The sequence below is a fragment of the Streptomyces sp. NPDC048383 genome (assembly GCF_040651775.1).
Classification (GTDB): Bacteria; Actinomycetota; Actinomycetes; order Streptomycetales; family Streptomycetaceae; genus Streptomyces.
Map to the genome: position 1 here is coordinate 40,901 of NZ_JBEZKS010000044.1, position 23,717 is coordinate 64,617.

Below are 23,717 nucleotides of genomic sequence, written 5' to 3' on the forward strand. Positions count from 1 at the left end.
CCGCTGGTCACCGATTCGAACGAAAGGTTCCGATCATGGGGCACGAGAGCTTCCGACCCGGCACCAGGCACGTCCGCTGCCTCGGCGTCGGCGTGGGCCCGGCCAACCTGAGTCTGGCGTCGCTGCTGCACGGCAGGCCGGACGTACCCAACCTCTTCCTCGACCGCAAGGAGTCCTTCGGCTGGCACGACGGCCAGCAGATCCCGGGCACCACCCTCCAGGTCTCCCAGTTCAAGGACCTGGTCAGCCTCGCCGACCCGGCCAGCCCCTTCTCGTTCCTGGCGTACCTGCACGCCAAGGGCCGCGTCTACCACTTCCTCAACGCCCAGTTCGACGACGTGCCCCGGCTGGAGTTCCGCAACTACCTGGCGTGGGCCGGCCGCCGCAACGAGAACGTCGTCTTCGGCGAGGGCGTGCGCGCGGTCGCCTTCGACGACGACCGGCAGGTGTTCACCGTCGACACCGACCGCCGCACCGTCACCGCGGACAACGTCGTCGTCGGCGTCGGCAGCCGACCCTGGGTGCCGCCGCAGGGGGCGGACCTCCTCGGCCCCACCCAGTTCCACGTCGCCGACTACCTCGGTTCGGCCCGCGACGTCGGCGGCAAGCGCGTCGTCGTCATCGGCGGCGGCCAGTCCGGCGCCGAGGCCTTCCTCGACCTGATCTCCCGCAGCGGCTGGGAGCTGCCCCGTCGCGTCTCGTGGATCTCCCGGCGACCGAACTACCTGCCCATCGACGACTCGCCCTTCACCAACGACTACTACATGCCCAGCCACGCCGACTACTTCTACGGGCTGCCCCGCGAACGCCGCGAGGCCATGAACTCCCGCAACCTCCTGACCAGCGACGGCATCTCCGAATCCACCCTGCGGGAGATCTACCAGAGCATCTACGTCCACCGGTTCGTCGAGGGCAACGAGGACCTGGTCGCCCTGCACCCGAGCCGCGAGGTCTTCGGCGTCAGCCCCGGCCCGTTCGGCGGCTGGGAGGTCGGCGCCCGCCACACCGGCGAGTCCGACTCCGTGGAGAAGTTCGAGGCGGACATCGTCGTCTGGGCCACCGGCTACCGGCCCGCCACCATGGACTTCCTCGCCCCCGTCGCCGACCGCCTGGAGCGCGAGGGCGACGAACTGCGCGTCGACGAGGACTACGCCGTCCGCTGGGACGGCCCCGCCGACCGCCGGATCTTCGTCCAGAACGGCGTCCGCGGCCAGCGCGGACTGGCCGACCCCAACCTCAGCCTCAACGCCTGGCGCAGCCGGCGCATCGCCGACCGGTTGTGCGGCGTACGGGGCGACGAGCAGCTGTCCTCGTTCATCGAGTGGTCCTCCAAGGTGCCCCAGGACGAACGGTGGAGCGCCTGATGCCCGCCGACCGCGGTGCGCGGCGCACCGCCGACAGCACCGCCGACAGCAGCACCGGACCCGGCATACCCGCGACGGGCGCCGCGTCCGCCGCGCCCGTCGCGTCCCCCGGCGGGCCCGCCCGCGCCCGTACCGACGTGGCCGTCGTCGGCGCCGGAATACTCGGCGTCCTCATCGCCCGCGAGGTCCTCTCCCGGAACCCCCGCGCCACCGTCACCGTCCTCGACCGCGACATGACCGGCTCCGGCGCCACCCGCCGCTCCGCCGGACTGCACTTCCCGCGCGGCGCCAACGAAACCGTCCGCACCCTCGCCGCCGAGAGCCAGCGCTTCTACGAGGACCTCCGCACCGCCCGCCCCGACCTGCCCATCCACCCGCTCGGCATGACGGTGCTCGCACCCGAACGGGCCGAGGAGGACCTGCGCGAGGTCTACCTCCCCGAGGCCAAGCTCCGCTGGACCGCCGAACTGCCGGCCGTCGTCCCCGCCCTGCCCCGGGGTCACGGCGCCTGGGAGGGCGACGGCTGCCAGTACGCCGACGTCCACGCGCTGACCCAGCGCCTCGCCGCCGACCTGCGTCCCGCCGTCACCTTCCGGGAGGGCGTCGAGGTCACCGCGCTGGCCTCCGGCCCCGGCGGCACCCGCCTGACCCTGACCGGCGGCGCCTCCCTCGACGCCGGACACGTCGTCCTCGCCCCCGGGCCCTGGCTCGCCGCGCCCGCCTGGCGCGAGCTCGTCGCGCCGCTCGGCGCCCGCGTCAAGAAGATCGTCGCCCTGCACCTCGACGTGCCCTGCGCCCCCGGCGACCGGGCCGTCGTCCTGCACGCCGAGGACGCCTTCCTGCTGCCCCTGCACCACCGGGGCCACTGGCTGTTCAGCTACACCTGCCAGGAGTGGGACGTCGACCCCGACACCGTCGACCCCGCCCTCACCGCCGGCCACCTGCGCGACGCCCGCGCCCTGCTCACCCGCTACGCCCCGGGCCTGGCCGCGCACTGCCGGTCCGGCCGGGTGTTCTGCGACGCGTACGGGGCCGCCGGCACCCCGGTCGTCACCGCGCTGGACCCCTACGGCCGGCTGCTGTTCGCGGGCGCGGCCGGCGGCTCCGGCTACCGCCTCGCGCCGGCGCTCGCCGCCCGCGCCGCCGATCTGATCCCGTCCCTGCCACCTCGCGCGTCCCTTCCGTCCCGCCCGTCCCCGCGAAAGGCCACGACATGATCATCGCCAGTTATGACGCCGACGTCCTGGAACAGGCGTTCGGCATCGACATGAGCGGTGTGGAGGGCCTCGGCACACCCGCCGGCTGGGGCCGGATCGCACCCGGTCGGGCCACCGACCACCACCGCCACGACGAGACCGAACTGTTCGTGATCACCGCCGGGCAGGGGGAGTTCGTCATCGACGGCGAACGCCACCCGGCCGCCCCCGGCACCGTCGTCCTCTTCGAACCGTTCGAGTCGCACGTCCTGGAGAACACCGGCGGCCCCGACGCCGGGGACCTCGTCTTCTTCACCCAGTACTGGCGCGACGCCGAACGCGCCGCGGTCTCCGCCGCCGACCCCGCCCGCAAGGGCTTCGGCGACCGGCCCGTCTTCGTCTTCTCCACCCCGCCCACCCCCAACGGCGACCTGCACCTCGGCCACCTCGGCGGCCCCTACCTCGGCGCCGACGCCTTCACCCGCTACCAGCGCATGAACGGCGCCGAGGCCTACCACCTCACCGGCAGCGACGACTACCAGAGCTACGTCCTCGGCGCCGCCCGCGCCGATGGCCGCACCCCCGCCGAGACCGCCGCGCACTACAGCGCCGAGATCGCCGAAACCCTGCGGCTGATGGACATCCCCCTCGACCAGTACACCGTCACCGACCAGGACCCCGACTACCGAGAGGGCCTCCAGGACTTCTTCGGCCGCGTCGTCGCCTCCGGCGAGGTCGCCGTCACCGCACACGACGCCCTGCACGACGCCACGACCGGCCAGTACCTCTACGAGGCCGACGTCAAGGGCGGCTGCCCCGGCTGCGCCAACCCCACCAACGGGAACATCTGCGAGGAGTGCGGCGAACCCAACACCGTCACCGACCTCACCGACCCGCGCTCCGCCCTCTCCACCGCCGCGCCCCGCAGCACGCCGACCGCCCGCTGGACGCTGCCGCTGCACACCTTCGCCGGCGAGGTCCGCTCCCACCACCGCACGGGCCGCGTCCCCGCCCGGCTCCGCGAGCTCGCCGACCGCCTCTTCCGCCGCCCCCGCGTCGACATCCCCCTCACCCACCCCTCCCACTGGGGCGTGGAACCCCGCGAGACGGCCACCGAGGGCCAGGTCATCTGGGTCTGGCCCGAGATGAGCTACGGGTTCCTGCACGGCATCCAGTCCCTGGGCGCCCGCCTCGGCCGGTCCTGGCGGGCCGCCGAACCGGCGCCCGACTGGAAGATCGTCCACTTCTTCGGCTACGACAACAGCTTCTACCACTCGGTGCTCTACCCGGTCCTCTACCGGCTCGCCTTTCCCGGCTGGAACCCCGACATCGACTACCACGTCAACGAGTTCTACCTCCTCGAAGGCGCCAAGTTCTCCACCAGCCGGCGGCACGCCATCTGGGGCAAGGACGTCCTCGGCCCCGACACCGTCGACGCCGTCCGCTACTTCCTCGCCGCCACCCGCCCCGAGGGCCTGCGCACCGACTACACGCGCGTCGCCTACGAGGCCACCCTGAACGACACCCTCATCGGAGCCTGGCAGCACTGGCTCACCGACCTCGGCGCCCGCGTCGCCAAGCACCACGACGGGCGCGCTCCCGACGCCGGCAACTGGACGCCCGAGCACTCCGCGTTCCTCGCCCGGCTCGGAACCCGCCTCGGCGCCGTCACCGCGGCCCTGGAGAACGACGCGTTCTCCCTCAACCAGGCCGCCGCCGAACTCGACGGCATCGTCCGCGACACCCTCCGCTTCGGCCGTGCCGAAGGCCTCCTCACCGACACCCCGGGCTGGGAGGCGGAGAACCGCACCGCCGTCGCCCTGGAACTGGCGGCCGCCCGCCTCCTCGCGCACGCCGCCGCCCCCGTCATGCCCCGCTTCGCCGCCCGGCTCGCCGCCGCCCTCGGCCAGGACGCCCCGAGCACGTGGCCCCGTACCGTCGAACTCCTCACCCCCGGCAGCGCCGTCGACCTCGCCGACGCCGTGTTCTTCCAGCCGTCGCCCGACGCCGGACCGGCCGCCGCGGGCGCCGCCGAACCGGCCGCCGAACCCGCCCTGACGCCCTGGCTCACCCACATCGCCCGTACCGTCCTGCGGCTCGGCGACGACGAGCCGATCGCCGACCGCACCCTGACCCAGCTCGCCGCCGGCTCCCTCCAGGCCGTCACCGTCCAGTACCAGATCCTCGACGCCCTCGACGTCGACCTGTCCATGGACGAACTCCTGCACGGCGGCACCCTCGCCGAACTCGCCGCCGTCATCGCCGAACGCGCCGAACCCGCCGCCGTCACCGCCCTGACCTCGGGAGAGCCCCGATGAACCACCTCCAACTGCTGCGCGAAATGGGCCGCCGCGGACTGTCCGTCACCCTCACCGACGGCGACCTGCGCATCCAGGGCAACCGCGACCGGATGGACCCCGAGTTCATCGCCCGCGTCAAGGCGGCCAAGCCCGCCCTCGTCGCCCACCTCGCCCGGGAGGCCGAGCACGGCCCCGGCTTCCCCCTCACCCCCCTCCAGCGCGGCTACTACGCGGGCCGCAGCGGGGTCTTCGAGGTGGGGGACGTCGCCAGCCACGTCTTCCACGAGATCGAGGGCCACTGGGACGTCGACCGACTCCAAACCGCCCTCGCCGGCGTCGTCGCCGCCCACGGCGCCCTGCGCTCCCGCTTCCTGTCCGCGGACCGCCAGGTCACCGAACACGCCGACCACGGACCCCGCATCGGCGTCCTCGACCTGCGCGCCCACACCCCCCGACAACAGGAACTCATCCGCGCCGAACTCCGCGAGATGCGCTCCCACCAGGTACTGCCCGCCGACCAGGCCCCGCTGCTCACCGTCGACGTCACCCTCCTCGCCGACGACCGGATGGTCCTGCACGTCGGCCACGACGGCCTCGTGATGGACGGGATCAGCATGTTCCTGTTCTTCCGCGCCTGGTGGCACGCCTACCGCAGCCCCGCCGCCGACGCCCCCGAGGAGGTCCCCTGCGAGGAACTCCCCTTCGAGGACTACGTCGCCGCCCTCGAAGCCGCCCGCGACCGGGCCCCCGCCCGCCGCTCCCGCGACTACTGGACGGCCCGCGCCGACGACCTCGCCCCCCACCCCGACCTGCCGCTGCGCACCAGCCCCGCCGCCCTTTCCGGCTCGCGGTTCACCCAACGCGCCGTCCGGCTGGACCGTCCGGCCTGGACCGCGCTCAAGGAACGGGCCGCCGAGGCCGGACTGACGCCCTCCGCCCTGCTGCTCGCCGCGTACGCCGAAACCCTCGCCACCTGGGGCGCCGGCGAACGCTTCACGCTCACCACCACCGTCGCCAACCGGCCGCCGATCCACCCCCGGATCTTCGAGGCCATCGGACCGTTCTCCGACACCCTCCTCGTCGAGGCCGCCACCGACCGGAGCCTGACCTTCGCCGAACGCGCCCGCGCCCTCCAACAACAACTGCACACCGACATGGACCACCGGCACTTCTCCGGCATCGAGGTCCTCAAGGAACTGGCCCGCCGACGCGGCGGACTGGCCGGCGCCCGCATGCCGTACACCTTCAACAGCGCCATCGGACACGTCAGCAGCGAGGTCGACGGCTCGACCCTGGAACTGTTCGGCAAGGAGGTCTTCTCCGTCAGCCAGACCCCCCAGGTATGGCTGAACGCCTTCGCCATGGAGCAGCACGGCGGGCTCGTCGTCCAACTCGACGGACTCGACGAACTGTTCTGCGAGGGCCTCCTCGACGACCTGGCGCACGGCTACACCACCCTCCTCAAAACCCTCGTCGACGCGCCCGCATGGCAGCGCCACGGCTTCGACCTGCTGCCGCCCGCGCAACGCGCCCGCCGGCTCGCCGCCAACGACACGGCCGTCGCCCTGCCCGACGAGATGCTCGGCGACGCCATCGTCGCGCGGGCCGCCCGCACCCCCGGAGCGCCCGCGATCCTCACCGCCGACCGGACCGTCCGCTACGGCGAACTCCTGCACCGGGCCGCCACCGCCGCCGGCTGGCTGCGCGCCCACGGGGTGGGCCGCGGCGAACTCGTCGGCCTCGTCATGCGGCGCGGACCCGAGCAGATCATCGGCATCCTCGCCACCGTCCTCGCCGGGGCCGCCTACCTGCCCGTCGACGCGGGCCTGCCCGCCGCCCGGCAGGACTACATGCTCGCCGACGGCCGGGTGCGGTGCGTGCTCACCGACACCGCCCCGCCCGACACCGGACTCCGCGCCTCCCTGCCCACCCTCGACCTCACCGGACCCGCCACCGGACCCGCCACCGGCCGCGCCGAGGTCCCCGACCGGCTGCCCGGCTCCCACCCCGACGACCTCGCGTACGTCCTCTACACCTCCGGCACCACCGGAGCCCCCAAGGGCGTCATGGTCACCCACCGCAACGTCACCAACGTCGTCGCCGACTGCCACACCCGCTTCCGGATCACCCCCGACGACCGCTTCTTCGCCATCAGCGCCTTCAACTTCGACCTCTCCGTCTGGGACGTCTTCGGCGCCCTGTCGGCGGGCGCGGCCCTCGTCATGCCCGACCAGGACAAGGCCGTCGACACCGCCCACTGGCTCGACCTGTGCCGACAGCACGGGGTCAGCGTGTGGAACTCCGTCCCCGCCATCGCCGGACTCCTGCACGAGCAGGCCCGCGCCGACGGCTCACCGCCGCCCGCCCTGCGCCTCGTCATGATGAGCGGCGACCGGATCCCGCCCGCACTGCCCGCCGCGCTGCGCGTGATGACGCCCGGCCTGGAGGTGGTCTCCCTCGGCGGCCCCACCGAGACGACCATCTGGAACATCCTGCACCCCGTCGGCGAGGAGGAGGACGGCAGCGAGTCCATCCCGTACGGGCGGCCCAACGCCAACAACCGCGCCTACGTCCTGGACCGGAACGGCCTCGACGCCCCCGACTGGGTCACCGGGGAGATCGTCGCCGCCGGCACCGGCCTCGCCCGCGGCTACTGGGGCGACGAACAGCGCACCGCCGAACGGTTCTTCACCGACGAGGCGCGCGGCGAACGCCTCTACCGCACCGGCGACCTCGGCCGGTACCTGCCCGACGGGAACATCCAGATCCTCGGTCGCAGCGACTTCCAGATCAAGATCAACGGATATCGCATCGAGGCCGGCGAGGTCGAGACCCGGCTCGCCGCACTCGCCGACGTCACCCGGGCCGTCGTCGCCGCGCACGGCAACCGGCTCGTCGCCCACCTCGTTCCCGCCGGCTCCCACCGCCCGCACCTCGACGAGGTCCGCCGGGCGCTGCGCGCCGACCTGCCGGACTACATGCTGCCCGCGACGCTGGTCTGGCACGGCTCGCTGCCGCTGACGAAGAACGGCAAGGTCGACCGTACGAAGCTGGCCGCGCTCGGCGCCGAGGAACCGGCGGCGCCCGCCCCGCAGGCGGGCGGCAGCGCCCCCGCCAACCAGGCCGAGAAGGTGCTCTGCGACATCTGGTCCACCGTCCTGCGGCGCCCCGACGTCGGCGCCCTCGACACCCTCGCCTCCCTCGGCGGCGACTCCATCGCGGCGGCCCGGATCCTGACCGCGGCCCGCAAACGGTTCGGCGTCACCCTCACCCTCGACCGGTTCGCCGAGGTCGACACCGTCCGCGCCATGGCCGCCGTACTGCGCCCGGAGGTGCCCCGATGACCGGCACGACGCCCGCACCGGCGCCCGCCCGCCCCGAGGCCGCAGGCGCACCGGCCGCCGGGCCCGACACCCTCCGGCGGATCATCGACGGACCGCCCGCCGCCGGCAGCATCTCCGTCGCCCGCCTCGACGGCACCCGCACGATCGAACTGCGGGAACTGTACGAACGCTCCGGCCGCCTCGCCCACCACCTGCGCGACGCCCACGGCATCGGCCCCGGCGACCGCATCGGGATCCTCGCCGCGAACAGCCTGGAGTGGGTCCTGCTCGACCTGGCCGCGCTGCGCCTCGGCGCGCAGACGGCCGGCCTGGAGCCGGGCAAGTTCACCCCGTCCGCCGAGCTGATGGACCGCTACGGCCTGCGCCTGCTGTTCACCGACCGGGCCGCCCCGACCGGGCCCGCCCAACCGTCGGCCGACCCCGCCGACCCGTCCGCCGAGCAGCACCTCGCGTGGCCGGCCGGCGTCCTCGGCACCGACCCGATCCTCGGCCTGACCGAAGCGGACGGCGCCCCCCACCGGCCCCTGCCGCCCGTCCACTGGGGGTTCCTGGACGTCACCACCATCAAGTTCACCTCCGGCAGCACCGGCGTCCCCAAGGGGCTCGGCGCCACCGCCGGCAGCATCGACAGCTCCCTCACCGCCGTCCAGGAGATCTTCGCGCACGGCCCCGGCGACGACCTCTTCGTCTTCCTCCCGCTCTCCCTGCTCCAACAGCGCTACTGGGTGTACTCCGCGCTGCTGCACGGCCACGACGTCACCCTCACCACCTACGAAGCCGCCTTCGCCACCCTGCGCCGCGTCCGTCCCACCGTCGTCATGGGCGTACCGGCCTTCTACGAGAGCGCCCGCCGGCAGATCGAGGGCCGGCTGCGCCGCTCCGCCGGCCAGGACCCGCGCAAGGCCGCCCGGGCCCTGTTCGGCGACCGGATCCGCTACCTGTGGACCGGCTCCGCCCCCGCCTCCCCGGCCGTGCTCCGCTTCTTCACCGACGTCGGCCTGCCCCTCTTCGAGGGCTACGGCCTCAACGAGACCTGCATCGTCACCAAGAACCACCCCGGCGCCCACCGGGAGGGCAGCGTCGGCCGGGTGGTGCGCGGCAAGGAGGTGCTGATCGGCGAGGACGGCGTCATCAGCGTCCGCAGCACCCACCCCGTCAACAACCACTACGCGTACGCCCTCCCCGGCGACACGGAGAAGGTGTTCGACGCCGACGGCACCGTCCGCACCGGCGACCTCGGCCGGCTCGACGAGGACGGCTACCTGTTCGTGCGGGGCCGCGCCGACGACGTCATCGTCCTCGACAACGGCAAGAAGGTCATCGTCCGGCCGATCGAGGAACTGATGCGGGCCGACCCGGCCGTCGCCGAATGCGTCCTGTTCAGCCCCACCCAGACCGACCTCGTCGCCGTGGTGTCGCCGGCCGCGCTGCCCGCCGACCGCGCCGCCATAGCCGCCCGCCTCGCCGTCGTCAACGCCGCCGGCGGACCCGACGAGCGGATCAGCAGGGTCCTCGTCGCCGATCCGCCGTTCAGCATCGACAACGGCCTGTTGACCTCGCAGTACAAACCCAAACGGCCCGCCATCGCGGCCGCCCACCACATCCCGCTGCACGACCAGGAGGCCGGAATCCATGCCTGACACCCAGCTCGTAGAAGAGGCCGCCCGCGCCCAGCTGTCCCTCGTCCTGATCCCCGAGGTCGAGCCCGAGGACCTCGACCTCGACGCCGACATGGTCGCCGCCTACGGCCTGACCTCCCTCAACAAGGTCCTCTTCCTCACCGAGGTGTGCGAGGAGACCGAAGTGGACCTCGCCCACTTCACCGAGCACGACCTCGCCGTCATGCGTACGCTGCGCGACGTCACCGACGCCCTCACCCGCCACTACGCGACCACCGGAGCCTGAACCATGAGCTCGACCGACCACGCCGCCTCGACCGACCACGCCGCCTGGGCCGACCACGCCGCCGCCGTCCTGGAGAACGACCGGGTGCGCCTCACCCCGATCACCGAGGCCGACCGCGAGGGCGTCCGGGCCGTCGCCATGGACCCGGCCATCTGGCGCTACTTCGTCACCGCCGTCGAGACCGAGGCCGACTTCGAGTCCTTCTTCGACGTCAACCTCGCCGACCACGCCGCCGGCCGCCGCGCCGTGTACGTGATCACCGACAAGGAGAGCGGCCGCATCGCGGGCAGCATGAGCTTCGGCAACATGGCGGAGGCCGACCGCCGGTTGGAGATCGGCTGGTCCTGGCTCGGCCGGGACTTCCGCGGCCGCGGCGTCAACCACTGGGCGAAGGCGCTGCTGCTGACCCACGCCTTCGAGGTGCTCGGTGTCGAACGCGCCGAGTTCAAGACCGACGTCCTCAACGTCCAGGCCCGCCGCGGCCTCGCGAACATCGGCGCCACCGAAGAAGGCACCCTGCGCAGCTACAACTTCATGCCGGGCGGCCGCCGCCGCGACGCCGTCTTCTACAGCGTCCTGCGCGCCGAGTGGCCGACCGTCCGCGAGGCCCTCGCCCGCGGCCCGAAGAAGGCCGTACCGGCGTGACCGCCGGCGGCATCACCCTCATACGGGCCGGCGGCGCCCCCCGCGACATCGGCCGCGCCCACGGCCGGGCACTCGCCGCCCCCCTGCGGGCCTTCCTCGACGACGGCCTGGCCCGGCTGAACCACCTCGGCGCACGACCCCGGACCCTGTCCGACCTGCTGCCGACCGTCTCCGCCCACCGGGCGGAGGTGGCGGCGGCCCTGCCCGACCTCGCCGAGGAGGTCGCGGGCCTCGCCGAGGGCGCCGGGATCGGCGAGGACGAGGCCTGGCTGCTCCAGCTCCGTCGCGAAATCATGGGCTACTCCAAGGTCCGCACGGCCGGCGACTGCACCACCTACGCCCGCACCACCGCCGGCGGCGCACCCGTCCTCGCCCAGACCGTCGACCTCAACGGGAACCTCGACAGCCACATCGCCGTCATGGAGACCGCCCGCGCCGACTCACCCCGCCGCTCGCTGGTCCTCAGCTTCGCCGGGCTCCTCGGCTACCTCGGCCTCAACAGCGACGGCCTGGCCGTCGGCCTCAACCTGGTCCTTGGCGGCACCTGGCGCCCCGGCGTCCCCCCGTACCTCGCCATCCGCCACCTCCTGGACCGGGCCGGCGGCGTCGACGAGGCCCTCAAGATCCTCGCCGACCTGCCGCTGGCCAGCTCCCGCTCCCTCATGCTGTGCGACCCCGAGCGGGCCCTGTACGTCGAACACCTCGACGGGGAACTGCGCGTACGGGAAGCCGGACCGGGCGGCCTCGCCCACACCAACCACTTCCTCCACCCGGACTTCGCCCCGGCCGACGAGCTGAACGTGTTCGCCCGGAACTCCTCGGTGCGCCGACTGCGCGCGGCCGACGCCGCGCTCGCCGCACTGAACGCCGACGCCGGCGCCGAGGACCACTTCGCGCTGCTCGCGAAGGAGCCGCTGCGGGTCCCCGACGGCGGGGACATCCGGGCGGAACGCACCGTCGCCGCCGTCGTCATGCACCCGGCCGCCGGCCGGCTCCACGTCCGCCCCGGCGACCCGGCGCTCTCCGCCACACAGGTGTTCTCCCTGTAGGCCGCCCCTTCCGCGACGAAGGACCGTACCGATGGAAGCCATGGAAGGAGCACGATGGACGCATGGCTGGTCGACCTCGACCGGGTGGACCCCACCGACATCAGCGCGCACTATCCCGAGGGCCTCACCGAGGACGAGCTGCGGCGCGGCGCCGAGTTCGTCCACGCCCGGGCCGCCCACCGCTTCTACCGCGCCCGGCTCACCGTCCGCCGGCTGCTCGCCGACCGCCTCGGCGTCCCCGCGCCCGAGCTGCGCATCCACTACGACCCGGCGGGCAAGCCGTACCTGCCCGACCAACCCGGCACCCACATCAGCTGGTCCCGCTCCGACGGGTTGCTGCTGCTCGGGGCCACCGAGACCGGGCCGGTGGGGGTGGACGTGGAACTGGTCCGCCCGGCCACCACCAACCTGGACGTGCTCACCTTCGTCTACCCGGGCGTGCCGGCGAGCGCGACCCCGGAGACCTTCTTCCACGCCTGGACCCTGCTGGAGGCCGCGGTCAAGGCCACCGGCCGGGGCCTCACCGACGGCGCCCGCGAGGTCGACCTGGACTTCGGCCCGGACGGCGCCGTCACCCTGCGCGGGATCAACGGCCACGGCCGCGCCCCCTGGCACGGCCGGACCGAACTCCGCCCGACCCGTCGTGACGCGCCCTGGGCCATGACCGCCTTCGTGTCCCGGGACCTCGCCCCGGTCACGGTCCTGCCGTGGCCGGACCGGGACCGCGACGGGGACCGCGACCGGGGCCTCGACGGGGACCGCGACCGTGCTCGGGGGGCCCTGCTCACGCGGCCCCGCTGAGCGCCCCCGTACCCGCCGGGCCGGCCGGCACCGCCGTGCCGTCCGCGGCGATCGCGGTGAAACCCGTGTACGGAACCAGCGCGGGCGGCACGTTCACCGAGCCGTCCGCGCACTGGTACTGCTCCAGGATCGCGACGAGGGTCCGGCCGATCGGCAGCGCCGAACCGTTCAGCGTCGCCGCGAACGCCTTGCCGCCGTCCCGGTCGCGGACCCGGATGCCGGCCCGGCGCCCCTGGAAGTCCCCGCAGTCGGAGCACGAGGAGATCTCCCGGTAGGTGCCCTGGCCCGGCAGCCACACCTCGATGTCGTACGTCCGGCGGGCGGCGAACCCGAGGTCCCCGGCCCGCAGTTCCACCACCCGGTGCGCGAGCCCCAACCGGCGCAGCGCGCTCTCCGCGTGCCCCACCAGCAGCTCCAGCTCCTCCCGCGACCGGTCGGGATGGCAGATCCGTACCAGTTCGACCTTCTCGAACTGGTGCAGCCGCACCAGCCCCCGGGTGTCCCGCCCGTACGAGCCCGCCTCCGCCCGGTAGCAGGGCGTGAACGCGGTCAGTGCCAGGGGGAGTTCGGCGTCCTGGAGGGTCTCCCCGCGGTACAGGTTGACCAGCGGCACCTCGGCCGTCGGGATCAGCAACAGCTCCCGGTCGGCGGCGTCCGTCGCGAACAGGTCGTCGGCGAACTTCGGCAGCTGCCCGGTGCCCGTCATCGTCTCCCGGTTCACCAGGTGCGGCACGCCGTGCTCCACGTACCCGTGCTCCCCGGTGTGCAGGTCCAGCAGGAACGACGCCAGCGCCCGCTCCAGCCGGGCCCCCGCGCCCCGGGTCACCGCGAAGCGCGAGCCCGACAGCTTCGCGGCCCGCACCGGGTCGAGGATGCCGAGCCGGGTTCCGACGTCCACGTGGTCGCGCGGGGTGAAGTCGAAGCCCGGAGGTTCACCGAAGACCCGCCGCACCACGGGCGGATCCTGTTCGGTGCCGTCGGGGACGTCCGGGTAGGGCCGGTTGGGGACGGCCAGCAGTAGCGCGTCCAGCGACTCCTGGGCCACCCCCAGTTCCTCCGACACCGACCGCAGGCGCTCCTTGGTCTCCTGGATCCGGGCGCGCCCGGCCGCGTCGGGCCGCACCCCGCTGCGGGCGGAGCGGTTCTGCTCCGCCCGCAGCTTGTCGCGTTCGGCGATGAGCCGGGAGCGCAGGTCGGTCAGCTCGCGCAGGGCGGCGCGGTCCAGGTGGTGTCCGCGGCGGGCCAGGTCGGCCCCGGCCGCGTCCTGCAACAGGGCGTGCGGGTCGTGCATGACGGCTCCTCGGTCCTCGTCGGTGACGCGATGGCGCGGTGACGTGCGCGGTGACGCGGTGACGTGCGCGATGGCGCGGTGACGTGCGCGATGGCGCGGTGACGTGCGCGATGGCGCGGTGACGTGCGCGGCGGCGCCCGCCGTCAGCGGCTCACCGCGGGTGGTTGCGGATGATGTCGACGGCCTCCGGGACGCCCATGTACGGCAGCCGCACCTCCGCCATGTCGTCGGTCCACCGCTCGGCGAGGTCGTAGCGCTGCTTCGGGGTGGTCTCCAGCAGCTTGCAGCCGGGGAAGACCTCGTACCCGTCCAGCAGCTCGGCGTGGGCGAACATGCCCTCCTGGAACAGCTCCTCGCGTTCCAGTACGAACTCCTCCGACGGCAGCTCGTCCCACAGCTGCCGACCGCGCCGGATCAGCTCGATCAGCTGCGGCCGGTACGAGGGATCGCGCGCCAGGTGCTCGCGCACGATGGAGCTGCCCACGGTCAGGTGCCGGATCTCGTCGATCGAGGCGCCGCGCGCGATCTCGGCGGCGGCCGGGTCCAGGAGCGTCCACTTGCGTTCGCTGAGCTCGGCGGCGGGCGCCAGCACCCCTTCGATGACGATGGTGAACACGGCGACCGCGCCGATGAAGTCGCCCTCGTCGCGGACCACGCTCGTCGCGAACTCGGCGATCGGGTTCAACACCCGCCGCGTGTAGTCGACGCCCTGCTCCCTGATGAAGTCCAGCAGCCCCGCCGCGGGCACCCCGAGGTCCACCAGGTGCTTGCGGAAGACCATCGCGTGCCGGGCCTCGTCGACGACCTGCGTGGCGAAGAACTCCTGCTCGACGACGCCCGGCGCCCCGATCACGTAGTGGGACAGCACCTCCACCGCCCGGGACTCGGCCAGCGACCGGTTGCCCAGCTCCAGCACCAGCGCCCGGCGCAGCGGACCGTCCTCGCGCATGTGGTCGGGGGTGACGGCGTCGTGGCCGGCCTCGGCCCGCCCGCGCAGGGTGCCCTGGGCGACGGCCGACAGCCAGTAGCCGAGGTCGCACTCGTCGGCGGTCAGGGTCATCTCCTGCGCGCCGTCCAACAGGTTGGGCGCTCGGTCCCAGTCGGCCTCGACGGGGATCTGCGGAACGGTGGTCATGACACCTCGCTGGGAGAGACGGAAACGGTGGGAACGGCGGCGGGCGACGCGCCCGAGGACGCCGCGGGGGTGACGGCGGCGCTGTGCATGCGGCCGGCGAAGCTGAGCATGGGGGAGTTGACGGTGTGGCTGCCGCCCGTCACCTCGGCGAGGAGCATGTCGTGGTCGCCGACCTGGTGCCAGCCGAGGATCCGGCAGGCCATGTGGGCCAGGCTCCCGCCGAGCAGCGGAGCGCCCGTGAGCGGGTCGGTGGACCAGTCGAAGCCCTCGAACTGGGCGTCCCCGAGCGGCCGTCCCGGGTTCGCGAACCGCCGCGCCACGTCGTTCTGCGCCGAGGACAGCACGTTCACCGAGAACCGGCCCGCCCTGCGCACCAGCGAGGCGAACGTCGACGTGGGCCGCAGGCAGGCCCCCAGTACCAGCGGGTCCCGCGACAGGGTCACCACCGCGCTCGCCGTGGTGCCGTGCCGGACCCCGCCCTGGCTGACGGTCAACACCGTCACGCCCGACGCCAACCGGCGCAACGCCAGCCGGGCCGCCTCCGGATCCTCGTACCCCTCCGCGGGCGCCGTCCCCGAACGGTCCGTGAGCCAGGCCGGGTAGCGGCTCACCGGTGCGCCCCGACCGCCGCGGCGGCGCCGGGGGCGGCGGCCTGCTCCTCGTAGGGCAGCGGCACCGGGCCGTCGGTCGCCGCGCGCCGCTTGAGCATCGCCGTCACCCGGTCGACCAGCGGCGTCGGCACCGGCTCGAAGGGCAACCCGAACGGCTTGAGGAAGTTGCCGAAGACGCCCCGGTCGCCGAACACGTGGAACGGCAGCGCCAACAGGGCCCACTCGGGTCCGATCAGCCACATCCACAGCACCCCGACGAGAGCCACGCTGAGCAGGCTGTGCATCGTGTTGTACAGGACGTAGTACGCCTTGTGGATCCGCCCGTCCGGGCTGCGCCGGTAGGCGATGGCCCCCGGGATGTAGCCCAACAGGTCGATGTAGAGGAACAGGCCGATCGCCGCGAACCACCGGATGTCCGTGAAGTGCCACAGGATCAGGCCGATCGTCACGGCGAAGGCGACCAGGTACTCGGCGCGGTGCAGGTTGAACGTGACCGGTGACTCGACCGGGTTCTTGATGTCCATCAGGGGTGTCCTTTCCGACGGGGCAGCGGATCGGGGCAGCGGGGCGGGGCGGCTGATCAGGACAGCCGCAGGGGGCTGCCGGCGAAGTAGTCGGCCAGCTCCGCGGCCACGCTCGCGCGCGACGGCGGGTGGAAGGCCAGAGCGCGGACCGCACCCGCCAGGTACGCCACGTCCGCGGAACGGATGAACGCCATCCCGCCGAGCATCTCCACGGCCTGGTCGACGGCCGAGGCCAGCAGGTCCTGCGAGGCGTAGCGGGCGGTCAGCACCGCCGCCACCGCCTCGTCGCCCTCGGTGCCGTCCTCCAGCGCCCGGGCCGCGCCCTCGACGAGGGCGACCGCGGCGTCGAGCCGGACCACCAACCGCGCCCGCTCGTCGGCCGTGCCGCGGCCGCCGGCGACCACCCGGGCGACGAGCTCCGAGGCGGCGCCCACGTAGGTGGCGGTGGCGAGCAGCTCGAACCAGGTGAACCCGGCCGTCTGCAGGTCGTCGAGCCGGTCGGCGTCCTCGGGGGTGCTGTGGATGACGAGGTCGGCCGGCACGTCGACGTCGGTGAACACGACCTCGTCGCTCTGCGCGGCCGCCAGCACGGGCGTCCCCCAGAACGGCCGGGTCGTGATGCCCGGCGAGGACGCCGGAATGAGCATCAGCGCCAGACCGGAGCGCCCGTCCTCGTCCGTCACCGCCACACTGGCCGTCAGCACGTCCATCGAACGGGACAGGCTGCACGGCTTCTTCGACCCGTTGACCCGGTACCCGCCCGCGGTGCGCTCCGCGACGACCGACGGCGCCAGGATGTTCTGACTGGTGCGCCCCTCCGCCCAACCGGACGCCAGCAGCAGCCCGTCCGAGGCCACCGCCGTCATCACCTTCAGCTGGCTCGGGGTGAGCCGGTCGGTGACCTCCGCCAGCCGGAACAGCATCGCCACCGTGAAGTGGTGCATCGTCGAGGCCACCCCCAACGAGGGCGAGGCCGCGGCCACGGCCCGCTGCACCCGCACCGCCTCCAACGGCCCCGCGGCCGCGCCTCCGTACGCGGCCGGCACGAGCAGCCCCGGACCGCCGTGCTCGCGGTACAGCTCCAGCACCGGGCTGTCCGCGCTCTCCCGCGCCCCACCGTCGGCGGAGGTCAGCGGCAGGTTCTCCAGCGCGTCGAGAAGACCTGGATGGAATTGCTCGCAGATCCCGCGTGCTGTCGTCAGGGAACGCATCGGCGTTTTCTCCTCGGGCTCTCTCGGAATTCTCCTCCGGACCGGTCGGGACATTTCCCGCGATCCGAAAGGCAATATTCGGAAAGAAGTGTTCCATCCAGCGTCTGACTGAGGCCTGACACCCATCTGACCAGGGGTTTCAACTGACTTGTCCCTGACGGGCGGCTGACCGGGAACCCCTCCGGCACTTGTGGACGCGCGCCACCCGTGCCATAAGTGGGGAAGTGCTCGCGGGAGAATGGATCTGAAATGACCGGAACGATTCTGGAGACGGATGTCGCCCTCGACGCCATCCGGCAGTACGCGGACGCCGGAAATCCGAGCGCGTATTTTGCCTTCAGTGAGGGGAACAGCTACTTCCGGCTGCCGGACGAGCCCGGGATCATCGTCCACCGGCCCGTGGGCCGCTACCTGGTGCAGTTCGGCGGCCCCTTCGCCCCCTTCGCCCCGGCCGGCCCCGACGGACCCCGCGCCCGACTCCTGGCCGGCTTCACCGCCTTCGCCGCCGAACAGGGCCGCGAGATCGTGTCGGTACAACTCCAGGGCGCGGACGCCGACGTCTACGTCGACCAGGGCTTCACCGTGAACCAGATGGGCGCCTCCTACGCCGTCGACCTGGAGACCTTCACCCTGGCCGGCACCAAGTTCATGCAGCTGCGCAACAAGATCTCCCGGGCGCTGCGCAGCGGCCTGGAGATCCGCGAGGTCCCGTACGAGGAGTACGCCGACCGGATCGCCGCGCTCGACACCGCCTGGCTCGCCACCAAGGGCGAGGGCGTCAAACCGCTGGAGTTCCTCGTCGGCGAGACCGGCGGCCGCTACCAGCCGCTGCGACGGCTCTTCGCCGCCGTCCAGGACGACCGACTGATCGGCTACGTCTCCTACGCGCCCGTCTACGGGCCGAAGCCCGGCTGGATGCACGACCTGAGCCGGCGGCAGCCCGACTCCCCGCCCGGGGTGATGGAGGCCCTGAACAAGGCGGCCATCGACGTGTTCACCGCCGAGGGCACCCGCTGGCTGCACTTCGGCTTCACCCCCTTCACCTCGCTGACGGCCCCCCAGTTCCCGGGCCACAGCCAGGGCTTCCACTGGTTCATGCGGCACCTGTGGGAGCACGGCGCGCACATCTACCCGGCGCGCACGCAGCTGGAGTACAAGCAGAAGTGGGCGCCCTCCGCGGTGCTGCCGGAGTACATCGCCTTCCAGCACCGGGCCAGCCTGCCCGCGCTGGTCCACGTCTTCCGCGCCTGCAACGCGGTCTGAGAGGCAGGCCCCCGATGCACCCGACCCCGACGTCCCCGACGTCTCCGACCCCGACGTCTCCGACCTCGCCCGCCGACGAGGAGATCCGGGCCCAGGGCCTGCTCGTCGTCGAGCAGTTCCAGGCCTGCGCGGCCGACCCCGACGACCTGGCGGCGGCCCGCGCGAGCGACGAGGGCCTCGCCCGCCTCGACGCCCTGCTGCGGGAAGGAGCCGCCGCGTCCTGAGACCCCGTACCTCCTCCCCGCCCGCGTCCCCGTACGGATTGCCGTACGGGGGCGCGGCCGTGACCGGACCCGGGGCGCGCGGAAGGCGGGGCGGTGGGGGGCCCCACCGCCCCGCCCGGGGCCCCACCGCCCCGCCCGGGGCCGGACCGGTCTCAGCGCAGGGCCGGCCGGGTGTGCACCACGGTGCCCGTCGGCCCGCGCACCAGCATCGGGCGCCGCCGCAGGGCCGGGCCGGGCGCCGCCTCCACCTGACCGGAGGCGCCGGAGAGGTGCGCGACCAGGAGGTCCTGGACCACCGGACCGCCGGCCCCGGCCAGCAGCTCGTGCCGGTCGTCGACGACGGCCCGCCGGTCCAGCAGGATCCCCTGCCCGGGCGCGGGGGCCGCCTCCACGAGCGGCCCGACGCGCCCGGGACCGTACAGCCGGGAGCGCAGGCTCCCCGTACCCTCGCGGCCGACCACCGCCACCAGGCCGAACGCGCAACCGGCTGGTCGCGGCCCGGGCGGCTCCACCCGCACCGCCTCCCCGGCGGGGGCGACGGTGCGGACCCGGTGCAGGTCGATCAGCCAGTCGGCGTGGATGTCGAGCCACGGCCCGCTGAGGGTGGAGCGCAACAGGGCCGACAACCCCGCCGCGAGCCGCCGCTCCGCGAGGTCCCGTACGGGGCTCGCGGGCCCGACGGGCGCGGCGCGGGGGACGTACTGGAACAGCCAGTCGTCGTCGGCCGTCCAGGACATCCGCAGCCGCAGGGGCCGCCGCGGGAGGTCCCCGAAGCCGGCGGCGACCACCGCGGGCACGGGCGGCAGCCCCATGAGGGCGAACCCGTGCTCGCGCAGCGCGTGCCCGCTCGGCGGCGCCACGACCGTCAGCCCGCGGCGACGGGAGTGCGCTCGGCGGACAGCCGCGCCAGTTCCAGGCGCTCGTCGAGGTGGCGGGCGGAGGAGTTGGCCCGCCACAGGGCGCCGCGGGCGATGCCCCGGCGCATGTAGGGGGTGTCGGCGCTCGGGATGACCACGTTGTGGAACCAGCCCGCCGCGTGCTGCGAGTCGATGGTGATGTGCAGCCGGTGGTAGGTGATGCCGACCTCGGGCAGCCCGAGCCGCTCCCAGGCGCGGACGACGTTGCGGAACCGGTCGGGGGCCAGCCACTCCGTCATCCCGAGGAAGCCGACCGCCTCCGGGTAGAGGTGCCGGTAACGGCAGAGCAGCACCGCGAGGTTGCCCGAGTGGAGGTCGGTGGTGGTCATGGCGGCTTCGAGGTCCTCGGCACGGACGTCGAAGACCTCGTAGATCTTGTTGAAGAGGTGGGTGTGCACGGCCTCGGGGTCGCCGTTGCCCATCTCGTCCCAGTAGTTGCCGGCGATCTCCATCTTGCTCGCGCCGGCCGTGCCGATCTGCATCATCGCGAGGAAGTCGTCGAAGCGGCCGTCGATCAGCGACTCCTGGATGACGTACGTGCGCAGGTCCTCGCTGCGCGCCTCCCGGTTGATGAAGTCGGTGTAGTAGGGGTGCTTGAAGGCGCGGTGCTTGCGGACGAGGCCCTTGAGCCAGGACAGGAACTGCTTGGGTTCGGTCGGCGCGGACTCCAGCAGCCCGGCTTCCAGGTGGGCGTCCTCGGTGGTGAGGGTGGCGTGCTCCAGCAGGCGGGTGACCTCGTGGAGCAGGACGGAGCCCTCAGCGGTGGGCCGCGACGGTATCTGCATCACCGTCTGGTAGATCCGCGACAGCAGGAGTTGTTGCTGGTAGTGGGCGTCGTCCCGGTCGGGGCCGGCCACCGCGGCGGCGTTCATCCGGGTGACCGCATCCACGACGCGGCCCCGTTCGCCGAGGAACTTGGCGTCGATCTCGTCGGCGTCCACGGTCAGCCAGGACGAGACCTCCTCGACGAGCGCTGCGGCGTCGGTCCTGCGGATCGCGGGACCGGTGTGGTTGTCGGTGCTGGGCAACTGCGTCTCCATGTCTCTCAAGGTCGCTCGGGAAACGACGCCTGGTCGGGTCGCGCGGGGGTGGTGAGGGAATCGGATCCGTCGACGCGGACCCGCGGGCGGATCGGCTGGATACACGTCCTCGCTCCGCGAGTCCGGGACGGGAGGGGCGCCGGAGGGGGCCCGGGCCGGTGCGGCGGGGGCCCCTCATGCCAAAGACACGCGCACCCCTTGGTTCGGATCGGGATGCGCGTGCCTGGGATGAGCACCTGCGGAGAGGGCAGGATTCGAACCTGCGTGGGCAGAGCCCGTCCGGCGGGCAAACCCACCGGACCCCATTCGGCCGCTTTGGGAACCTCTCCAACGGCCTTTCTCTGCACTCAGCTTGGCACGCCGTCGCTGACACGCCGCTGATGGATTTCTGAGACCCGAATTCGGGGGACGGTCAGGGGCCCATCAGTGACCGCTGGGATAGTGAAGGGCGATCGAGCCACTTCACCAGATACCCCGGGAGTTCCCGTGAGCGCCGAGACCGCAAAAATCGCCGTATCGCGTCTCTACAACGACGAGAACGGCGAATCGCATTTCATCGACGAAACGCTGGAGGTGACCGCCGTCAATTTCGCCCCGCCCGCGCCGCCGATCTTCGTCTCCGAGGGCGTGCCGGCCAAGCAGGCCGTCTACCTCTTCCTGCCGGCCGGGTACGTGGGCGACTTCCACCCCGCGCCGCGCCGCCAGATCATGACCCTGATCAGCGGTCTTCTGGAGTGCGGGGTCAGTGACGGCACCTGGCGGACCTTCACCCCGGGCAACACCCAGCTCGTCGAGGACACCCAGGGCAAGGGGCACGCGACCAAGGCCCTCCAGGACTGCGTGATGATCGTCTCGCAGCTCGACTGAACGGGCGCGCCCGCGACGGCGCCGGCACAACGGGAAAAGGGGGACCCGGGCCGATCGGCCCGGGTCCCCCTTTCGGTTGAGGCCCGTACGCGTTGCTGTTCCGCCCCGGGATCAGCCCTTGACGTAGCCGAAGCTCTCGGCGATCAGACCGTTCTCCAGCCGGGTCACGTTGACGCCGCGGACGAAGTCCGACGGGCCGGTGCCCCAGCGCAGCGTCCAGCGGCAGACCGCGCGCTCACCCGCCACCCAGACCTCCTCCACCTCGAACGTGGCCTGCGCGTTCGACGCGATCGAGGACCAGAACCGGAGACATTCGTCGTATCCGACGTGCTTCGAACCGTCCGGGGCGGGTCCGGAGTTCTCCAGCCGGCAGTTCTCGGCGAGGAGGTCCTTCAACAGGCCCGGGTCGTGCTGCTGGAATGCCTGGTTGAACTGGTCGATAACCTTGCGTGTCTGCTCGTCGGACATCGGGACTCCTCATGTCTCATGGCGCGGCGCGGTGCGACCCGCCGGTCGGAACGGGTCGCTAGGAAAGTAATACAGTCCAACGGGCCGTCCGGTCCAAGTAACCGGATGTTCCGGCCATTTGAGTCAGTCGCACGTCAGTACCCGCCGCCTACGTTCGTAGTATGACCACAGCAGACAGTGCGCCTCTCGCATTGGCCTATCAGCAGGCCATCGAATACCTGACGGGTCTCGCCGATCGGCCGGTGGGTGCCACTGCCGGCTCCGAACAATTGCTGAAAATGTTCGGTGGCCCGCTGCCCGGCGGACCGGCCGAGGCCACCGACACCATCGAGCTCCTCGGCCGGGCCGTCGCCGAGGGCGGCATCCCGGCCGCCAACGGCCCCCGCTACTTCGGCTACGTCACCGGCGGCACCCTGCCCGTGGCCATCGCCACCGACTGGCTCGTCTCCGCCTGGGACCAGACCGCCAGCCTGTACAACCTCTCCCCGGCCATCGCCGTCGCCGAGGACGTCGCCGCGCAATGGGTCCTGGAACTCCTGGGCCTGCCCGCACACGCCTCCGTCGGCTTCCCCACCGGCTGCACCATGGCCCACCTGACCTCCCTCGCCGCCGCCCGCCACAAACTCCTCGCGGAAGCGGGCTGGGACGTCGAACGCGACGGCCTGGGCGGCGCACCGGACATCGCCATCGTCGCCGGCGCCCAGCACCACATGACCATCGACCTCGCCGCCCGCTACCTCGGCTTCGGCACGGCACGCATCCGCAACGTCCCCGTCGACGACAAGGGCCGGATGGTCCCCGCCGAACTGGAACGCACCCTCGCGGGCCTCGACGGACCGGTCATCGTCTGCGCGCAGATCGGCGACGTCAACTCCGGAGCCGTCGACCCCGTCGGCGAGATCTGCGACATCGCGCACCGGCACGGCGCCTGGGTCCACGTCGACGGCGCCTTCGGCCTGTGGGCCGCGGCCAGCCCCCGCCTGCGGCCCCTCGTCGCGGGCGTGGAACGCGCCGACTCCTGGGCGCTCGACGCCCACAAGTGGCTCAACGTCCCCTACGACTGCGGCATCGTCGTCATCGCCCACCCGGAGGCACACCGCGCGGCCATGCTCAACGAACGCGCCGGCTACCTGCCGCCCGGCACCGACGGCGAACGCGACGCCATCGAATGGGTCCCCGACTTCTCCCGGCGCGCCCGCAGCCTGCCCGTCTGGGCCGCGCTGCGCTCCCTGGGCCGCTCCGGCGTCGCCGACCTCGTCGAACGCTGCTGCTCCCACACCCACCGGTTCGCCGAACGGCTGACCGGGGTGCCCGGCGTCGAGCTCCTCAACGACGTCGTCCTGAACCAGCTGCTGGTCCGCTTCGGCGACGACGACGAGGTCACCCGCGCCGTCATCGCCCGCATCCAGCGCAGCGGCGTCTGCTGGTTCGGCGGCACCGTGTGGGAGGGCCGGGCCGCGATGCGGGTGTCCGTCGTCAACTGGCGCACCACCGAGGAGGACGTGGACCGCAGCGTCGAGGTCATCCGCGAAGCCCTCGCCGCCGAACTCCCCGCGCCCTGA

Annotated in this window: 21 protein-coding genes and 1 tRNA gene; 13 read left to right on the plus strand and 9 right to left on the minus strand. The window is 72.9% G+C overall.

Annotation, left to right across the window (positions count from 1 at the left end):
• The first annotated feature begins 35 nt into the window (after window positions 1-35).
• Genes AB0D46_RS26805 through AB0D46_RS26845 form a run of 9 tightly spaced genes read left to right on the plus strand, consistent with a single transcriptional unit; the run spans window position 36 to window position 12,604 of the window.
• Window positions 36-1,364, plus strand: a complete 1,329-nt coding sequence (locus tag AB0D46_RS26805; protein ID WP_362881077.1) for a SidA/IucD/PvdA family monooxygenase — start codon at window positions 36-38, stop codon at window positions 1,362-1,364.
• Window positions 1,364-2,581: an FAD-dependent oxidoreductase gene (locus AB0D46_RS26810; RefSeq protein WP_362881079.1), complete on the plus strand. Its 1,218-nt coding sequence runs from the start codon at window positions 1,364-1,366 to the stop codon at window positions 2,579-2,581. The genes AB0D46_RS26805 and AB0D46_RS26810 overlap by 1 nt, the downstream gene beginning before the upstream one ends.
• Window positions 2,578-4,878: a class I tRNA ligase family protein gene (locus tag AB0D46_RS26815; protein WP_362881081.1), complete on the plus strand. Its 2,301-nt coding sequence runs from the start codon at window positions 2,578-2,580 to the stop codon at window positions 4,876-4,878. The genes AB0D46_RS26810 and AB0D46_RS26815 overlap by 4 nt, the downstream gene beginning before the upstream one ends.
• Complete coding sequence (locus AB0D46_RS26820; protein WP_362881083.1) at window positions 4,875-8,204, plus strand: amino acid adenylation domain-containing protein; 3,330 nt, start codon at window positions 4,875-4,877, stop codon at window positions 8,202-8,204. The genes AB0D46_RS26815 and AB0D46_RS26820 overlap by 4 nt, the downstream gene beginning before the upstream one ends.
• On the plus strand, window positions 8,201-9,844 hold the full coding sequence (locus AB0D46_RS26825; RefSeq protein WP_362881085.1) for an AMP-binding protein: 1,644 nt from the start codon (window positions 8,201-8,203) through the stop codon (window positions 9,842-9,844). Before AB0D46_RS26820 ends, AB0D46_RS26825 begins: the two co-directional genes overlap by 4 nt.
• Window positions 9,837-10,109, plus strand: a complete 273-nt coding sequence (locus AB0D46_RS26830) for an acyl carrier protein (protein WP_362881087.1) — start codon at window positions 9,837-9,839, stop codon at window positions 10,107-10,109. The genes AB0D46_RS26825 and AB0D46_RS26830 overlap by 8 nt, the downstream gene beginning before the upstream one ends.
• A 3-nt stretch (window positions 10,110-10,112) precedes the next feature.
• Entirely contained in the window at window positions 10,113-10,754 is a 642-nt protein-coding gene (locus tag AB0D46_RS26835; protein WP_362881089.1) for a GNAT family N-acetyltransferase, read from the plus strand.
• The gene (locus tag AB0D46_RS26840; RefSeq protein ID WP_362881091.1) at window positions 10,751-11,803 is read left to right on the plus strand and encodes a C45 family peptidase; all 1,053 of its coding nucleotides are present in this window, start codon (window positions 10,751-10,753) and stop codon (window positions 11,801-11,803) included. The genes AB0D46_RS26835 and AB0D46_RS26840 overlap by 4 nt, the downstream gene beginning before the upstream one ends.
• A gap of 54 nt (window positions 11,804-11,857) precedes the next feature.
• Window positions 11,858-12,604: a 4'-phosphopantetheinyl transferase superfamily protein gene (locus AB0D46_RS26845; protein WP_362881093.1), complete on the plus strand. Its 747-nt coding sequence runs from the start codon at window positions 11,858-11,860 to the stop codon at window positions 12,602-12,604.
• Here AB0D46_RS26845 and serS read toward each other — a convergent pair.
• The 5 genes from serS to AB0D46_RS26870 form a co-directional block, all read right to left on the minus strand.
• On the minus strand, window positions 12,588-13,895 hold the full coding sequence (gene serS, locus AB0D46_RS26850) for a serine--tRNA ligase (protein WP_362881095.1): 1,308 nt from the start codon (window positions 13,893-13,895) through the stop codon (window positions 12,588-12,590). The genes AB0D46_RS26845 and serS overlap by 17 nt on opposite strands.
• A gap of 151 nt (window positions 13,896-14,046) precedes the next feature.
• A complete protein-coding gene (locus AB0D46_RS26855; protein WP_362881096.1) occupies window positions 14,047-15,030 on the minus strand; it encodes a VlmB-like protein in 984 nt (327 codons plus the stop codon).
• A complete protein-coding gene (locus AB0D46_RS26860) occupies window positions 15,027-15,641 on the minus strand; it encodes a flavin reductase family protein (RefSeq protein ID WP_362881098.1) in 615 nt (204 codons plus the stop codon). The genes AB0D46_RS26855 and AB0D46_RS26860 overlap by 4 nt, the downstream gene beginning before the upstream one ends.
• Window positions 15,638-16,165 carry a hypothetical protein gene (locus AB0D46_RS26865; RefSeq protein WP_362881100.1) on the minus strand — a complete coding sequence of 176 codons (528 nt, stop codon included), beginning with the start codon at window positions 16,163-16,165 and terminating at the stop codon, window positions 15,638-15,640. The genes AB0D46_RS26860 and AB0D46_RS26865 overlap by 4 nt, the downstream gene beginning before the upstream one ends.
• A 56-nt stretch (window positions 16,166-16,221) precedes the next feature.
• On the minus strand, window positions 16,222-17,376 hold the full coding sequence (locus AB0D46_RS26870) for an acyl-CoA dehydrogenase family protein (RefSeq protein WP_362881102.1): 1,155 nt from the start codon (window positions 17,374-17,376) through the stop codon (window positions 16,222-16,224).
• 249 nt (window positions 17,377-17,625) lie between these two features.
• On the opposite strand from AB0D46_RS26870, the gene AB0D46_RS26875 reads away from it, so the two are divergent.
• Together AB0D46_RS26875 and AB0D46_RS26880 are read left to right on the plus strand one after the other, a co-directional pair.
• Entirely contained in the window at window positions 17,626-18,639 is a 1,014-nt protein-coding gene (locus AB0D46_RS26875) for a DUF2156 domain-containing protein (protein WP_362881104.1), read from the plus strand.
• 14 nt (window positions 18,640-18,653) lie between these two features.
• The gene (locus AB0D46_RS26880; protein ID WP_362881106.1) at window positions 18,654-18,863 is read left to right on the plus strand and encodes a hypothetical protein; all 210 of its coding nucleotides are present in this window, start codon (window positions 18,654-18,656) and stop codon (window positions 18,861-18,863) included.
• Window positions 18,864-19,015: 152 nt separating this feature from the next.
• Here AB0D46_RS26880 and AB0D46_RS26885 read toward each other — a convergent pair whose 3' ends face one another.
• The 3 genes from AB0D46_RS26885 to AB0D46_RS26895 all read right to left on the minus strand — a co-directional run bounded on the left by AB0D46_RS26885 (window position 19,016) and on the right by AB0D46_RS26895 (window position 21,149).
• Window positions 19,016-19,723 carry a hypothetical protein gene (locus AB0D46_RS26885; RefSeq protein WP_362881107.1) on the minus strand — a complete coding sequence of 236 codons (708 nt, stop codon included), beginning with the start codon at window positions 19,721-19,723 and terminating at the stop codon, window positions 19,016-19,018.
• A gap of 5 nt (window positions 19,724-19,728) precedes the next feature.
• On the minus strand, window positions 19,729-20,820 hold the full coding sequence (locus tag AB0D46_RS26890) for an iron-containing redox enzyme family protein (RefSeq protein WP_362881108.1): 1,092 nt from the start codon (window positions 20,818-20,820) through the stop codon (window positions 19,729-19,731).
• A 239-nt stretch (window positions 20,821-21,059) separates the two neighbouring features.
• Window positions 21,060-21,149, minus strand: a tRNA-OTHER gene (locus AB0D46_RS26895).
• Between the two features lie 157 nt (window positions 21,150-21,306).
• Between AB0D46_RS26895 and AB0D46_RS26900 the strand changes: the two genes are divergently transcribed.
• Window positions 21,307-21,687, plus strand: a complete 381-nt coding sequence (locus AB0D46_RS26900; protein WP_281207571.1) for a hypothetical protein — start codon at window positions 21,307-21,309, stop codon at window positions 21,685-21,687.
• Window positions 21,688-21,798: 111 nt separating this feature from the next.
• On the opposite strand, the gene AB0D46_RS26905 is transcribed toward AB0D46_RS26900, so the two are convergent.
• On the minus strand, window positions 21,799-22,155 hold the full coding sequence (locus tag AB0D46_RS26905; protein WP_362881110.1) for a nuclear transport factor 2 family protein: 357 nt from the start codon (window positions 22,153-22,155) through the stop codon (window positions 21,799-21,801).
• A 161-nt stretch (window positions 22,156-22,316) separates the two neighbouring features.
• Between AB0D46_RS26905 and AB0D46_RS26910 the strand changes: the two genes are divergently transcribed.
• Complete coding sequence (locus AB0D46_RS26910; RefSeq protein ID WP_362881112.1) at window positions 22,317-23,717, plus strand: aminotransferase class V-fold PLP-dependent enzyme; 1,401 nt, start codon at window positions 22,317-22,319, stop codon at window positions 23,715-23,717.